Origin of the sequence: Parasphingomonas puruogangriensis, assembly GCF_036663635.1 — a bacterium.
Lineage (GTDB): Bacteria > Pseudomonadota > Alphaproteobacteria > Sphingomonadales > Sphingomonadaceae > Sphingomonas.
This window is the reverse complement of sequence record NZ_JAXOJI010000006.1, coordinates 132,886-147,979: the sequence shown is the minus strand read 5'-3', so window position 1 is coordinate 147,979 and position 15,094 is coordinate 132,886. Positions and strand designations below refer to the sequence as shown.

The following is a 15,094-nucleotide window of genomic DNA, read 5'->3' as shown; positions in this document are numbered from 1 at the left end:
CCTCAGCTTTCGGAAACAACATCGCGTTGCGGCAACACCTTGCGCCCGAGATCGAACGCGGCGCTCTTGCCCGTCTCGATATTGGCCGCGACCAATTGCGCATTGGCCATCGTCTCGGTGACCGCTTCCACTCCCGCCTGCCAATGCTCGCGCATCGTCCGCGTGGAAAATTCGAAATCGCGGCTCCCGCCTTCCCAGGTGTTGGCGCGGTAGATCAGGTGGACCAGATTGACCGGATCCTCCGCCGACCGCGCCGCCAGCGCGCGCACATCGGGATCGTCCAGCATTTCGGCCGGCAATTTGGCCAGCACTTTTCGTGCCGCCTCGCGGTCCTGCCGGACGCGCATCACCTGATCGGACACCTGGCGGGTGCGGCTGGAGAAACGGATCTCCTTCTCGCGCGCAGCGACATCCATGATCGTCCGCGGCAGATCGGTCGCCGCGGCGAACAGATCGACCTGGAAGGCCAGCAACGAGCCCTGCTGATGATCCAGCACATGCGTCAGCGGGGTATTGGAGACCAGCCCGCCATCCCACCACAGCCGCCCATCGATCTCGATCGGCGGCAACCCCGGCGGCAGCGCGCCCGAGGCCATGATGTGGCGCGCGTCGATCCGCGTTTCCGTCGTGTCGAAATAATGAAAATTGCCGCTCTCAACATCGACCGCGCCGACCGACAGCCGCACCGCGCCGCTATTGAGCAGATCCCAGTCGATCAACGCGTCCAGCGTCTGCTCGAGCGGCGCGGAATCGTAGAAGCTCAGCGCCTCAGGCGTCCCCGGCGCGGCGAACATCGGGGACAGAGCGCGTGGTTTGAAGAAGCCCGGCACGCCGGTCATCATGACATAGCTGGCCGACCATTCGTGGATCATCTCGCGGATCCGGTCGTCGGGAAAGATCGGGAAGCTCGGCAGCGCGCCAGTCATCCGGTCCCAAAAGGCGTGTAGCCGCTCGACCCGCAACGCTTCGGGATTGCCGGCATAGATCGCCGCATTGACCGCGCCGATCGAGATCCCCGCGACCCAGTCGATATCGATGCCGCTGCCGCTCAGGCCTTCGATCACGCCCGCTTGATAACTCCCCAGCGCGCCACCGCCCTGCAACACGAGCGCCACACAATCGGGCAACGGCAACGCTTTAGCGCGGCGACGGGGCTTGGGTTCGATATCGGCCATCGACAATCCCATGCGCCGCTCAAGCAGCCGGAGCAACGCCCTTATCCTCCCCGGCACGGGGAGGGGGACCATTCGCTTTTTCAGCGAATGGTGGAGGGGGACCTCCCCAAGCGCTACGCTGCCGGCGCCCCCCTTCCTGGTCCACCGTCCCACTGTCGCAGGCGAGCACCGCCTATTTCCCGCATCCTTGCAACAACAAGCCCAGCCACGCATTCATGCCGGTACAGCAACGAACGCTATAGCGAATAAGGGGCACTGCAATGCGGCTCGACGATTTCGATCCCAACATCAATGTCGAGGACCAGGGCAACCGGGGCGGCGGATTCAATCTCGGCGGCGGCGGCGGCGGCGGTGGAATTCTGCTCGGCTTCCTGCCGCTGGTGTTCAGCAAGTTCGGCTGCGGCGGCGTGGTCGTCTTGTTGATCGTGTTCGCGGTGTTCGGCGGTGGCCTGGGCAGCCTCACGTCGCTGACCGGACCGACCCAGCAATCGGCGCCCGCCACGCAAAGCGCCGGCACCGGCGCGACCGCAGTCTGCACCTCCGACCCCGCCAAGCGCGCCGCGTGCAATGCGTTCAGCTCGGCCGAAAACACCTGGGAAGCGATCTTCGCCAAATCCGGCCAGCGCTTCCAGGCACCCAAATTGTCCTTCTTCGGGGGCGAAGGCCGGTCCGGCTGTGGTGCCGCGCAGAGCGCAATGGGCCCGTTCTACTGCCCAACCGACCAGGGCATCTATCTCGACACCAGCTTCTTCGACGAACTCGCCAACCGTTTCGGTGCCAAGGGCGATTTCGCGCAGGATTATGTAATCGCGCATGAATTCGGCCATCATATCCAGAATTTGCTCGGCACGTCCGAGCAGGTTCAGCAGGCGCAGGCCCGCGGCAGCCGTAGCGAAGGCAATGCCGCCTCGGTGAAACTCGAGTTGCAGGCCGATTGCTATGCCGGCGTATGGGCGGCGCAGAATCGCGACCGCATGGAGCCGGGCGATCTCGAGGAAGGCATGACCGCCGCCCAGGCGATCGGCGACGACAAGCTGCAGCAGGAATCGCAGGGCCGCGTCGTCCCCGACAGCTTCACGCACGGCACCTCGGCGCAGCGCCAGACCTGGCTCAAGCGCGGCCTCGACAGCGGCGATCCCGCGCAATGCGACACGTTCAACCAGGCGATCTGAACCAGCATGCGCCCCTAAAGCATCACCGCGACGAATGCCGAGTTGGCAGTTCCCAGACCCGTCACCCCGGCCTTGAGCCGGGGCCCAGCTTCTTCATCGCCCCGACAGCTGGGCCCCGGGTCAAGCCCGGGGTGACGAAGTAAAGGGTTCGACGGCATCTCATCTCGCTATTGCACGAACGGCGCTACACTTGTCCGCCAACCGACACAAAAAAGGCCCCCGCCGTCTCCGGCGGGGGCCTTTTTGGTTGGTAAAATCACCTGATCAATAGGTGCCCGGGAAGCTCCGGTTCAACACCCGCGGCCCATTGCCATCGGCATCCTTATGCTGCCCGCGCCCTTCGCCATCCCCGAACATCGCCAGGTTGTTCTCCTCGTCGCGCCAGTGTGCCTTGGCTTCCTCGGCGGTCTTGCGCACGATCACCTTGTCGTCGACGGTATCGATCCAGCGCGACGGGATCGAGTGGTGCCGCCCGCCGGCGTCCGCGTCATTCTTGGTCAGCAGGATACGATCGCCGCGCACCTTGTCGACGGTGCCGATATGCGCGCCATCCGAGCCGACCACGTCCATATGCTCGGTCACCTTGCCGAGCGAGCCGCGCTGCGTCTGCCGCTCGGTGCGCCACGAGCCGAACTCGCTTTCGAACTTGCTGCGATTTTCCTGGCGATATTCGTGATAATCGCGGTCGAGCGCGTCGATCTGGCCCTTGCGCCACTGATGGTAATCGTCGTCGCGGCCATAGCTGCCCTGCGCGTAAGCGCGCTCGTCCTGCTTGCTGTCCCAGTCGCGGCGGCGCTCGGCTTCGTCGTCGCCGAACCACGAGCGCACTTCGTCGCCGGCACGGGCGATGAAGCCGCGATCCTCATAGTCGTAACCTTCCGGCTGACGGCCATAGCCTTGGCGGGGCCGCTCGCCTGGCCCACGATCGGACGAGGAGTCCGGGCGATAATAGTCACGCCCGCTATTGCGCTCCGCCTCGCTGAAGCGACGTCCGTCATGGCCGTAGCTGCCTTGATAGTCTCCACCACGCGGCCGGTCCTGGAAGCCACGCCCGGCATCCGGTTGCTCACGCTGGCCGTGCCGGGTATCGCCCTGCTCGCGGCGGCCATAGTCCCGCGCGCCATATTCGCTGCGATCATGGTCGTTGGCGCCGTACCGGCCGGCGGCGGCATCGGCCCCACTCGAATAGCGCCCGTCGTCGCGACCGCGCGGACGATCTGTATCCTGCGGGTCGCGTGCGCCGAAATAGTCGCCTTGTCCGCCAGCATTGGGATTGTTGCGGTCATAGCCCATGTGAGGTCTCCTGAATGGGATGCTCCTGCGGCGGCGGGCTGGTCTGTGCCGCCCGCTCGTCAAGGCATCAATCCATCGTGGGCACGCTGGTTCCTGCCGCCGACGCCCGCTCCTCACGCGTCATCGCGCGCGCTACGCCATTGGTCGCAGAACGCGTCGAAAACCGGCTGGAAGGGGAATTGCATCGCCCGAAAAGCCCCGGTAAAGGCGGCTTGTCCGGCCTACGGCCGAGCGTGGAGCGGGGCTGTAGCTCAGATGGGAGAGCGCTGCAATCGCACTGCAGAGGTCAGGGGTTCGATTCCCCTCAGCTCCACCAGCGTATAGACTTGCCGGATCGGCCCGCATCTTACCACTATTGACGAATGACCGCCGCGCATCCGCGCGCGCCAGCACTCATCTTACATTTTTAAGTAACGCTGGCCATGCTGTTGATCCATGGTCACTATTCCGTACACAACTACTGCATATGTCGCACTTGAGATCAGACACTAAAACAGATATACAATCATCTCCGATCAAATACGCGAATCGATTACATGGGGTTACTGTGCAGTATCCTGGGGCATGTTCGCGACCGGCGGGGCGTTCGTATGGGCGTCACGGCGTATCTGTCGTGCTGCAAGCGATGCCGTAAGCCGATGGTCCGCGGGATGACAGACACGCAGTGGCGGGTGCACGATCGCCGCGTTGCGCTCCCCGTGCCGCCCTGGGCAGCCCCCCCGCCCGACGCACTGCCGCGTTTTGATCTAAACCAACATGATCCTCAAACCACACCAGCCTCTGCCCGGGTGTAAATCACCGTCGACAGGAGGCGGGTTGTTCGACAAGCGGCGGTCGATCTGTGCGAATAAGCCGGACACCGCCCAACACAGCGCCCGCCCGCAACCTAGCAACACCCCCTGCCCGGCCCTACATTCAACGCAATGACCGTTCACGCCCCCATCCCTGCCGCGACCCTCGTCCTGTTCCGCGACCGCGCCGGCGCGCCGCCCGAACTGTTGATGGTCGAACGCGCCAAGGCGATGGTGTTTGCCGGCGGTGCCTTGGTCTTCCCCGGCGGGCGGATCGACCCAGGCGATTATGCGCTTGCCCTCGAACTCGGCGGCGAACCCGCCGATACTGCCGGCCGCATCGGCGCGATCCGCGAGACGCTGGAGGAAGTCGGCCTGCCGATCGGGCTGGTCCCCACGCCCGACGCGACGACGCTCGCCGCGCTACGGGCGGCGCTGCATGACGGTGTCACGTTCGGCAAAGCGCTGGACGACGCCGGCCTGACGCTCGATCTGTCGGTCCTCACGCCGTTTGCGCGCTGGCTGCCGGCGCATGCGCATATGCGTATCTTCGACACCTTATTCTATCTCGCACGGCTGCCCGACGATGCGCCTGCGCCGCAGGTCGACGCGACCGAGAATGTCCGCCTGTGCTGGGCGACGGCGCAAGCCGTACTCGACGATGCCGATGCCGGCCGGGTGACGATCATCTTCCCCACGCGGCGCAATTTGGAGCGCCTAGCGCGCTTCGACGGCTTCGACGCCGCAGTCGGCGATGCCGGCCGGTACCCGATCCGCCCGGTGACGCCGTGGATCGAGCAGCGCGACGGGCAGGATCATCTCTGCATCCCGGACGATCTCGGCTATCCCGTCACCTCGGAAGTGTTGACCAGCACCGTGCGCGGTTGATGCGGCGTATTCGCCGGGTGATCGGCTGGCTATGCGCGCTTGCAATGCTTGGCCTGGCCGCATTGGTGCTGTTCGCCATTACCCGCGGCCGCCCGCAGGATCTGCCCTGGACTCCGCTCGACATCACGCAGCCCGCCGGCCTGTTTACCGGCCGTAAGATCGCCGCTTTGGGCAACGATCTCGCCGCCTGCCGCGCGCAGCTGGATCGCGCGGGCGTGCGCTACACCGTGTTGCCCGAGGTCACGGCCGGCCAATGCGGCTATGCCAATGGCGTGCGCCTGACCGCGGGCGGCGCGCGGCGCATCGCCTTCGCCCCGCCCGGCGTCGGCCTGTCCTGCCCGGTCGCCGCCGGGCTGTCGGTGTGGGAATGGGACGTCGTCCAGCCGGCGGCGCGGCGCTATTTCGGCCAGCGCGTGGTTAGCATCGATCATTACGGCAGCTATAGCTGCCGCCGCCTCTACGGCCGTAGCCAGGGCGATCTCAGCGAACATGCCAGCGCCAACGCCGTCGATGTCGCTGGCTTCCGGCTCGAGGACGGCACGCGCGTCAGCATCATCGGTGACTGGCAGGACCAAGGCGACAAGGGCACGTTCCTGCGCGCCGTCCGCACCGGCGCATGCGACCTGTTCGCCACCGTGCTGTCGCCGGACTATAACGCCGCCCACCGCGATCACCTGCATCTCGACCAGGCCAACCGCGGCGCCACGGGCTGGCGCGCCTGCCGCTAGCTCAGTGCGGCAGCACCGCGCCTTCGACCTTCTCGACCCATTTGGGGAAGAAGGCCGGTGCCCGGTTCGACCAGCCGGACGCCGTCGCCGCCGCCTCGCTGATCGATTGCAGCAATTTGCGCCGCAGGTCGGGATGCAGATGCGGCAGCGCTGCAGCCGAACAGAATGCCGCCGGCAGCCACGGCCGCACGTCCGCGCCGATCAGCCGCTCGTACAGGAAGCGATAGGCCGAAAACGTCGTCAGCCGCCCCTGCCCCAGATCGAACGCGCTGACCGAAATCAGCGGCGCCAGGAACGGCTCGACCGCGTCGAGCCCGCTATCGTCGGGCACCATCAGCCGCAAATCCGGCAATCGGCCGTACACGCGCGCCTGCGCGCGAATGCTCGCCGCCTCGACCACGTCGCGTGACCACAATTGCATCGCATCGTCGCGATCGAGCCCGATATCCAGCGAGCGCCGCACATAACGCTGCGTAGCGGACGGGAAGCTCGCAAATTCCTTCATCTCGGCCAGCGTCATCGCGCCTGTCGCCGGTTTCATTCTGGAAGCCATCGTCACCCGCCCCTTCACCGTGGAACCGAACTGCGTGCCAGGGCGATCTTGCGCCTCGTTAGTTAACGCAAGCCTTACGAACTTCTGTGCCTGACCCAAGCATGGCATCATAGATTGTTGTGCGTTGCAACATTAACGTCATGCGGATGCGATGAAGCGAATGATCTGCGGCAGTTCCGCCACAGCGCCGCGCGCCACAACGAAAGGCCCGCCACCGGATCGGTGACGGGCCTTTGGTCTTACGCTTACGCTAGTTTAGACGATGCTCAGCTCTTGTCGGCCTGCAGCTTTGCCTCGGCTTCGGCATCGAAGCCGGAAGACTCCGGCGGCGCATTATTATGCACCGGCTGGGTCGCGGCGGGCGGATCCGACGCATCCATCGACTCGTCGAGCCCGGCATCAAGCCGCGCATCGCTATTTTCCGGATCGCGCTCGAGCCGCGCCGCGATCGACTTGTCCTGCCCGGCATCCTGGCGAGGATGCTGAATATGACCGCTATCGTCCTCGTCCGGATTCGGCGGCGCGACCGATAAGCTGTCGAGCGCCCGCTGGTCGATCGTATTGCTATCCATGGCCAATCCTCTTTCGGCTGTTACGCTTGTAGAACGGTCGTCGGGCGCAGGCGTTCCCGCGCCGAAGCCGGGATCGTCGTCCGCCAGCTCTTTTACGAACACGCTTTGCCGGTTCATCGTCGCGGTGCCGAACACCGTCATGAAGGCAATGTCGGTCGCATCGCGCCCCACTGCCACGCGGATCAGGTCGTCGCATTTGGCCATGCCGGTCGCATCGATCAGATGCCAGCCGCCATCCAGCCAAAGCTCGGCCACGGCATGGAAATCCGGCGGCGACACGCCCGGCGCATAGGCCGATACGCAGCGTGCCGGGATGCCGCCCGCCCGCGCCAGCGCGACGACCAGATGGGCATAATCGCGGCACACGCCGCGTCGGTCGGCAAAGGTCATCAGCGCGGTGGTGATCCCGCTGCTGCTCCCCGATTGATAGGTCAGATTGGCGTGCACCCAGGTGCCGATCGCGGCGGCCAGCGCACCGCCACTCAGGCCGTCGAACTCGGCTTGGACGAAGCCCTCGAACCGCTCGGACTCGCAATAGCGGCTCGGCATCAGATACGGCACGGCATCGCCCGGCAGGTCGGACAGATCGGTCGCCGGCAATTGCGAGAAATCGACGCCGGCGCGATCGATCTTCACCACCGCCTGATACTCGACGCAAAAGCTGCCCGACGCCTTGGCCCAGGTGCGCTGCCCGATCGCATCCTCGCCTGGCACCGCGCGTAGCGGCTCCATGCAATAGATGCGCAGATCCTGATGCTCGAGATGCTGATCGACCATTGCCGCCGCCTCGATCTGCAGCAGCACTTCGGCCTGGTCGTCGATCCAGTAATCCAGTGCGACATCGATCGACAGGCGCATCACCATTCCTTCCAGCATTGGCGGTCACCCCGGACTCGTTCCGGGACCCTCTGCGCCATGAACATCATCGTTGCGGTGTGCGGCACGGTCGGCCCCGGAACAAGTCCGGGGTGACGGAAAGCCGCTCATTACGGCACACAAAAAAGCCCGGCGAGTTTCCCCGCCGGGCCTTCCACGTAACCACTTCCCAGCGCTTAGTTCCGGCTGGAACCGAAGATGCGGAGGATGAATAGGAACATGTTGATGAAGTCGAGGTACAGCGACAGCGCCGACATGATCACCGTGCGGCCCTCATCGGCCGTGCCGGCGACCTGCGCATACATGCTCTTGGTGCGCTGCGTGTCATAGGCGGTGAGGCCTGCGAACAGCAGCACGCCGACGATGCTGATCACCAGCGCGAGCACGCCCGACTGGAAGAACAGGTTGAGCAACGATGCGACGATCAGGCCGACCAGCCCCATGATCAGGAACGTGCCGAAGGCCGACAGATCCCGCTTGGTGGTGTAGCCGTACAGCGACAGAGCGCCGAACGACGCCGCCGTGGCGAAGAACGCCTGGGCGATCGAGGTGCTGCTATACTGCAGGAAGATCGTCGACAGCGACAAGCCCATCAGCACCGCGAAGCCCCAGAACATCGCCTGCAGCGTCGGCGTGGACATGCGGTTCTGGCCGAAGCTCATGCCGAACACGATCGCCAGCGGGGCGAACATGATGACATATTTCAGCAGGCCGGGGTTCATGAACACCTGCTCGGCATAACCGGAGCGCGCGAACAGCAACGCCACGATGCCGGTCAGCAAGATGCCCGACGTCATATAGTTGTAGACCGAAAGCATGTACGACCGAAGGCCAGCGTCGTACGCTTCCGTACGCGCACCCGCCGCCGTCGCGAAAGTCGCGCCGTTCGGACGTGGGTCAGACCAGTTAGCCATTTCCAAGAAACTCCTTTGCCCGGCCTCATGCCGGATACTTTCGAATATCGGCTTTCACGACGTGATTTTCAAGCGATTTGGGGCCGCTGGGCGCAAGCAACATTTCGTTACAGAGAAGCGACTTCGCGCACGTCACCCCAGCGAAAGCTGGGGTCTCACGCGGCTTCTGTCCCGCATCAGCCGCACGAGATCCCAGCTTGCGCTGCGATGACGCTTTGCATCGCAACGTACGCAGAGGCCCTTACGCCGGCGCGAACACCCCACAAGCAATCCGCGCGCCGCTATTGCCCGAGGGATCGGTCATCAGATCATCCGCCGCGGCATGCACCACCAGCGCCGATCCGTCCGCATCCAGCAGCCCGGCAAGTGTCGCGCCCGGAATAGTGATACCGAGCGTGCCCCGGCCATCGGTGCCGATGATCAGGTTGGGCAGATCGCCCTCATGCGGCCCCTGCGGGTTCATCGTGCCATGCTTCATCGCGGTTGGGTTCCAATGCCCGCCCGCGGTGGTGAAGTCCGGTGCGTCACAGCGACCGGTCATGTGGACATGGGCACCATGCGTGCCCTGCGGCATGCCGCGCGCATCGATCGTGAAGCGCAGGCCGCCAGCGACTTCGCTCGCGCTTGCCATGCCGACATCGGCGCCATCCGCGGTGCGCAACATCGCCGCCGCCCGCGCGCCGCCGGCCAATGGCGCGCCGACCGTGATCTTGTCCTGATTGCACGCCGACAGGCCGAGCGTCAGCAGGGCCGCCGTACCGATGATCGCGATCCGCATGGTTATTCTCCGATGGTGATATGCTTAGCGAACACCTACGCGACCGTAACGGTTCCAGGAAGCGCGGTAGGGCAGACAGATGGCACCTCCAACATCGTCATCCTGAACTCGTTTCAGGATCCAGGCGCGGTCAGCCACCACAAAGACGGTGTCGGTGAGCCGGACGACCGCGCCTGGATCCTGACATTCGTCAGGATGACGGCCTAGAAGAGGCAGCGCCCCTCAATCCCCCGTCAGAATCCGATCGACCAGTTGCTTCACCGACGGCACGAACCCGTTCGAATAGAACGGGTCCTTCTTGAAGTTATACGCGCCGTGGCCGGCGAACATCAGGTTGTTGTCGGTCGGCCCGCCATGCGCGATATCCTGCAGCGTCTTCTGGATGCAGAATGATCGCGGATCGGCCAGCCGCCCGGTCGAATTGGTTTCGCTATCCGCCCAGGCCGAGAACGAGCATTGCGACAGGCAGCCCATGCAATCCGCCTGATCCTTGCGGATCCAGCCTTTTTCCTCGGGCGTGACGAACACCAAAGTATTGTCCGGCGTCTTCAGCGCATCGGTATAGCCCTCGCCGAACCACTGCCGCGCGCGCAGCAGATCGTTGCGCGTGACCCAGAAATTCTTGCCCTTCACCCCGACGTCGAGCTGGAACACATGATCGCCGGCTTCCTGCGTCGAGAAAGCGATCTGCCGTTCCGAACGCGTCTCCAGGATGCGCAGGAACGGGTTCTTCACCGCGCTCGAATAGAAACCGGTGGGGCTGAACTTGTGCAGCAGCACCTCGCCCGGCTCGATGTTCATCAGCTTGCTCTTCCATTCCTCGGGAATGGGGCTTTCGCGCGTCAGCAAGGGCCGCGTGCCGAACTGGAAGGCGATCGTGCCAAGCTCGGGATTGTCGATCCAATTGCTCCAGTCGCGTAGATACCACACGCCGCCGGCCATGATGATCGGCACCTCGTCCGAGATGCCGCCTTCGCGCATCACGTCGCGCAATTCCTTCACGCGCGGATAAGGATCCTGCGGCTTCAACGGATCCTCGGCATTGGACAGGCCGTTATGCCCGCCCGCCAGCCACGGATCCTCATAGACCACCGCCGAAAGATACTCGGACGCCTTCGAATATGCCCGCTTCCATAGCGCGCGAAACGCGCGGCCCGAGCTGATGATCGGCAGATAGGTCACGTTGTACGACGCGGCGATCTCGCTCAATTTGTACGGCATGCCGGCGCCACAGGTCACGCCCGCGACCAGCCCCTTGGTGCGTTCGAGCACGCCGTGCAGGATGCGCTGTGCCCCGCCCATTTCCCACAATACGTTGATGTTGATCGCGCCACGGCCGCCGGCGATATCGTGCGCCATCTGCACCTGCTGCACCGCGCCCTCGATCGCATAGTCGATCAATTCCTCGTGCCGCTCACGCCGCGTCAGCGATTTATACACTTGCGGGATGATCTTGCCGTCGGGGTCGTAACTGTCGGCATTGACCGCCGAGACGGTACCGATCCCGCCCGCCGCCGCCCAGGCGCCGGCCGAAGCATGATTGGTCGCGGCCACGCCTTTACCACCCTCGACGAGCGGCCAGACCTCGCGGCCGTTATAGACGATGGGCTTAAGACCTTTGAACACCATTCTCTCCGAACTTAACATACGTTTGATACTACCAAAGGATGCGCCTGCGCGAACGAATTGCGACTCAAAGAAGGCGAGCGCGCTGCCCCATCGCAGCTTCGTACAGCCCCGCATAGCGTCCGATCATCATTGCCTCATCATATTCCGCTGCGGCCTTAATGCGATTGGCCGCACCGATGCGCTGGCGCAAGCCGGCATCCTTCGCCAACAGCTCGATCGCGTCGCGGAGCGGCACCTCGCCGGCCTGTTCGACGATGAACGGCGCATTCTCCGCCGCCACCATGCGCGGCACGTCTCCCACGGCGGTCGAGACGATCGGCAGGCCGGCCGCCATCCCCTCGATCACCGCGATGGGGAATTGCTCGCTCTGCGACGACATCGCCATGATGTCGAACAACCCCACGAAGCGGTGCGGCGCGCGCAGGAAGCCGGGCAGCACCAGCGCATCCTCCAGCCCCATATTTTCCGCCGTATCCAGGATCGCCTGCCGCTCGGGCCCTTCGCCGACGATGACCAGCCGGATGCGCGACGAACAGCCCCCTACTGCGCGCACCAACAGCGGCAGATCCTTCACCGCGCGGAGCCCCGCCAGCGTGCCGACGACGATCTCGCCAGGCTTACGCTTGAACCCCGGGATCGCCTTTGCATCGGGCGCGCCGGCATAAGCGGCCACGGCAATGCCGTTGACGATCCGGTGCACGCGCCCGATCGGCTGCTTCCACGTCTCCAGCGCGATGCGGTGCAGTGCCTCGGACGGCACCACCAGGCCGTGCGCCGCGGGAAGCGCGAGACGACGATAATAATTGCGCTCGCGCTTCAGTCCGGTGGCTTCGTCGCTGTTGAAGCCGTCCTCGTGATGCACCAGCGGCGGCGCGCCCTTGCCGAACACGCGCCGGGCCATCACCCCGTCGATCGCGCCCCAATTATAGCTCAGCACCAGATCGAAGCGCCGCATGTAGCGGGCGATCGCCTCGAACCGCGCAACCGAGGGCCGCCCGGTCAGCGGCGGCGGATCCTGCGCGATCTCGTATGTGACGCCGGGCGCGATCGCGTCGCGCGCGCCGAGCTGGTCGGGCAGGCCCGAAACGATGGTATGCCGCGCGCGATCGCCGAACGCGTTCATCAGGCGCACCGACCGCGCTTCCTTGCCCCCTAAGTTGAAGGTCGAATGGAGGTGCAGGATGTTGACGGGCTGGGGCATGAGATGCCGCCCTAGCGAGGAATTGCGCCAGACACAAAACCGCGGCGGATTTCTCCGCCGCGGCTGTTTTGAATGCGTCAGGGTCGCTTAGAGATCGTTGACGGCGCCCTTGACGCTGCCCTTGATGTCCTGGCCGGTGCCTTTGAGCTGCTGCGCCTGGCCCTCGGCCTCCAGCGTCTCGTTGTCGGTCGCGTCGCCGAACAATTCCTTGGCCTTGCCGGCGATCTTGTTGCCGGGCGCATCCAGCTTGTCGGTGAATTCGCCCATCATCAATCTCCATCACGGCCGCCATTGGCCGTTCATGAAGCTCAACTCGGATCAGCCCGGCACGGTTCCGTGATCGCCGGCGAAAACCGCCTTGTCGACATGCGTGATGCGGCAGGCCAGATCAGCCTCGCCGCTCGCCACCACCCAGTGATCGCCGCCATCGGCAATGCCCGTCGTGAACACGACATTGTCGAGATACATCAGCTGCTTGATCGGCTCGGTCAGCGTCGGTGCCGGCTCCAGCACGGCATCGTGGCAGGTGCGCACGACCACGCTCGGATCGTCGCGATCGAGGATCGACCAATAGGTGCGATAGATGCCCACCACGCCGGAGGGCTCCACCCCGTGCCACAAGGTCAGCCAGCCATCGTCGGTCAGCACCGGCGGCGATCCGCCGCCCATCCGCGCGGTGAAGACCGTCGCGGCATGCGGGCGGATGCCGGGCTTGTCATACGGCTTCCAGTGCAGCGCATCGGGCGACGACGACAGGTTGATCGAGGGGCCCGAACGCCATTCGCTGCCCGGCGGATAGGCGAAATACAGGTCGCCGAGCGGCCGCGTCTGCGCGAAGAAGTTGCCGTCGACCTTGCCTTCGAAGATCAGCATGTCCTTATTCTGATGATCGAGCACGATCCCCTCCAGCGTCCAGTCCAGCGCATCGTCCGACGTGTAGAGTGTGGTACAATGCCGTTCCGGGCTGACCGAACAGGTGGTCATCAGGTAGCGATCGCCGACTTTGCTGATCCGCGCATCCTCAACGCCGTAGCATTGGTACTCCGCCCGCGGTGCGATCGCCCGTTCGTAATGTATTTCGACCAATTCGGTGCCGTCGGCCGACAATTCCACCGGCAACAGCCAGGACAGGCTGGTCAGCGCCATCACCTTCCACCCGCCGCCGGGAATCAGGAATTTGCGCGGGTCCTTCGTATCGACCAATTCGAGCGGCCAGGCGTCGAGCACGTACGTGCCCTCGGTCCAGCGGATCGCGTGGATCTTCTGATCATGCACCGCCTGCTTCAGCGCCTCGGCGACCCGCACCATGAGCAACAGATTGCCGTTCGCCAGCCGCGTCATGCCGGGATTGAACGCGCCCAGCACATAGGTCTCGACGCCCAGCTTGCCGGCCAGCGGCGATCGCGCGAGATCGATATCGGCGGGCGTGAAAACGAGTTGGTCGAACGCGAAGGTCATTGAGTTCCCTTACCTATATTTTCGGCCGCTTCCCCGGCGAAGGCCGGGGCCCAGTCGCAAAGGTGGATGTTACGGAGCGCAACGGCCGTTACCGACTGTTCCGCGACTGGGCCCCGGCCTTCGCCGGGGAAGCGGTTTGTCGGCGGTGTGAAATCACTCTTCTCCAACACCCCGCGGCGTGATCGTCAACTGCTGTACCACCGCCCGCCGCGGCTGCGTCAGCAGGTAGTGCACGCCCACCGCAATATCCTCCGCCCGCAGCATCTCGTCCTTGCCGATCCGCGCGCGCTGCTCTTCCGGCGAAATATCCGGCTCCTGCATATCGGAGCCGGTCTTGCCCGGTTCGACATTGGCGACACGGATGCCCTTCGGCCCCAGTTCGCGCCGCAGCGCCTCGCCAAAGCCCTGAATGCCGTATTTGATCCCGGCATAGACGGTCGAGCCCGGCCCGAGGACATGCGCGCTCATCGACCCGATCAGCACGATATCGCCCCCCTGCTCACCATTGGCGTCGACCAACGCGGTCGCCGCCGCATGGGCGGTCAGCAGATAAGCGGTGAAATTGGTCGCGATGGCGTAGCGCAGGTCCTGTTCGGACATCTCGCTCAAGCCCCCGGCGGCGATCGCGGCATTGACCACGGCGATGTCGAGCCCACCCAGATAGCGCGTGCCGGCATCGACGAACGCCTTCACATTGTCGGGCTCCGAGAGGTCGGTCGCGATCCCGTCGCCCTCACCGACCTCGCGAATGCGCGCCAGCGCATCCGCCAGATGCTGCGGATCGCGCCCGCAGATGAACACCTTCACGCCCTCGGCCGCGAGCAATACTGCGATTGCGCGCCCGATGCCGGTCGTGCCGCCGGTGATGATGGCGCGTTTGCCGCTGAGGCTGATCTGCTGGGTATGCGCGTCGGCGATAGTGGTCATGCGGCGTCTCCTCGGTCGCTAGGCAGACGCGTCGAACCCTGAGTTGTTCCCCGGCCAAGGCCGGGGTCCAGTCGGGGAGCAGAAGTGTCGATCGTAGCGCGTCGTAACCTCTGCCATCGCGACTGGGCCCGGCCTCCGC

General features: G+C 64.7%; 14 protein-coding genes and 1 tRNA gene. 4 read left to right on the top strand and 11 right to left on the bottom strand.

Annotated elements, in window-relative coordinates; all coding sequences use genetic code 11:
* Positions 1–2 precede the first annotated feature (2 nt).
* Complete coding sequence (locus U1739_RS15115; RefSeq protein WP_332709521.1) at positions 3–1,175, bottom strand: patatin-like phospholipase family protein; 1,173 nt, start codon at positions 1,173–1,175, stop codon at positions 3–5.
* Positions 1,176–1,435: 260 nt separating this feature from the next.
* Between U1739_RS15115 and ypfJ the strand changes: the two genes are divergently transcribed.
* Positions 1,436–2,347, top strand: coding sequence for a KPN_02809 family neutral zinc metallopeptidase (ypfJ, locus tag U1739_RS15110; protein ID WP_332709397.1), 912 nt, complete (start codon positions 1,436–1,438; stop codon positions 2,345–2,347).
* A 264-nt stretch (positions 2,348–2,611) separates the two neighbouring features.
* On the opposite strand, the gene U1739_RS15105 is transcribed toward ypfJ, so the two are convergent.
* Positions 2,612–3,640, bottom strand: coding sequence for a DUF2171 domain-containing protein (locus U1739_RS15105; protein WP_332709396.1), 1,029 nt, complete (start codon positions 3,638–3,640; stop codon positions 2,612–2,614).
* Between the two features lie 240 nt (positions 3,641–3,880).
* On the opposite strand from U1739_RS15105, the gene U1739_RS15100 reads away from it, so the two are divergent.
* The 3 genes from U1739_RS15100 (at position 3,881) to U1739_RS15090 (ending at position 6,047) form a co-directional block, all read left to right on the top strand.
* Positions 3,881–3,956 (top strand) — tRNA-Ala (locus tag U1739_RS15100).
* A gap of 607 nt (positions 3,957–4,563) precedes the next feature.
* Positions 4,564–5,319: an NUDIX hydrolase gene (locus U1739_RS15095; protein WP_332709394.1), complete on the top strand. Its 756-nt coding sequence runs from the start codon at positions 4,564–4,566 to the stop codon at positions 5,317–5,319.
* The gene (locus tag U1739_RS15090) at positions 5,319–6,047 is read left to right on the top strand and encodes an extensin-like domain-containing protein (protein WP_332709393.1); all 729 of its coding nucleotides are present in this window, start codon (positions 5,319–5,321) and stop codon (positions 6,045–6,047) included. Before U1739_RS15095 ends, U1739_RS15090 begins: the two co-directional genes overlap by 1 nt.
* Before the next feature lies 1 nt (position 6,048).
* On the opposite strand, the gene U1739_RS15085 is transcribed toward U1739_RS15090, so the two are convergent.
* The 9 genes from U1739_RS15085 to U1739_RS15045 all read right to left on the bottom strand — a co-directional run bounded on the left by U1739_RS15085 (position 6,049) and on the right by U1739_RS15045 (position 14,955).
* The gene (locus tag U1739_RS15085; RefSeq protein ID WP_332709392.1) at positions 6,049–6,600 is read right to left on the bottom strand and encodes a hypothetical protein; all 552 of its coding nucleotides are present in this window, start codon (positions 6,598–6,600) and stop codon (positions 6,049–6,051) included.
* Between the two features lie 266 nt (positions 6,601–6,866).
* The gene (locus tag U1739_RS21245) at positions 6,867–8,048 is read right to left on the bottom strand and encodes a transglutaminase-like domain-containing protein (protein ID WP_443025575.1); all 1,182 of its coding nucleotides are present in this window, start codon (positions 8,046–8,048) and stop codon (positions 6,867–6,869) included.
* Positions 8,049–8,224: 176 nt separating this feature from the next.
* Complete coding sequence (locus U1739_RS15075) at positions 8,225–8,962, bottom strand: Bax inhibitor-1/YccA family protein (RefSeq protein WP_332709391.1); 738 nt, start codon at positions 8,960–8,962, stop codon at positions 8,225–8,227.
* A 241-nt stretch (positions 8,963–9,203) separates the two neighbouring features.
* The gene (locus U1739_RS15070; protein ID WP_332709390.1) at positions 9,204–9,740 is read right to left on the bottom strand and encodes a superoxide dismutase family protein; all 537 of its coding nucleotides are present in this window, start codon (positions 9,738–9,740) and stop codon (positions 9,204–9,206) included.
* A gap of 222 nt (positions 9,741–9,962) precedes the next feature.
* Entirely contained in the window at positions 9,963–11,366 is a 1,404-nt protein-coding gene (locus U1739_RS15065; protein WP_332709388.1) for an NAD(P)H-dependent flavin oxidoreductase, read from the bottom strand.
* A gap of 67 nt (positions 11,367–11,433) precedes the next feature.
* Positions 11,434–12,570: a glycosyltransferase family 4 protein gene (locus U1739_RS15060; protein WP_332709387.1), complete on the bottom strand. Its 1,137-nt coding sequence runs from the start codon at positions 12,568–12,570 to the stop codon at positions 11,434–11,436.
* A gap of 87 nt (positions 12,571–12,657) precedes the next feature.
* On the bottom strand, positions 12,658–12,837 hold the full coding sequence (locus U1739_RS15055; protein ID WP_332709386.1) for a CsbD family protein: 180 nt from the start codon (positions 12,835–12,837) through the stop codon (positions 12,658–12,660).
* Between the two features lie 51 nt (positions 12,838–12,888).
* Positions 12,889–14,028, bottom strand: coding sequence for a glycoside hydrolase family 130 protein (locus tag U1739_RS15050; protein WP_332709384.1), 1,140 nt, complete (start codon positions 14,026–14,028; stop codon positions 12,889–12,891).
* Positions 14,029–14,181: 153 nt separating this feature from the next.
* Positions 14,182–14,955 (bottom strand): SDR family oxidoreductase, encoded by a 774-nt coding sequence (locus U1739_RS15045; RefSeq protein ID WP_332709383.1) that lies wholly within the window; start codon positions 14,953–14,955, stop codon positions 14,182–14,184.
* Positions 14,956–15,094 lie beyond the last annotated feature (139 nt).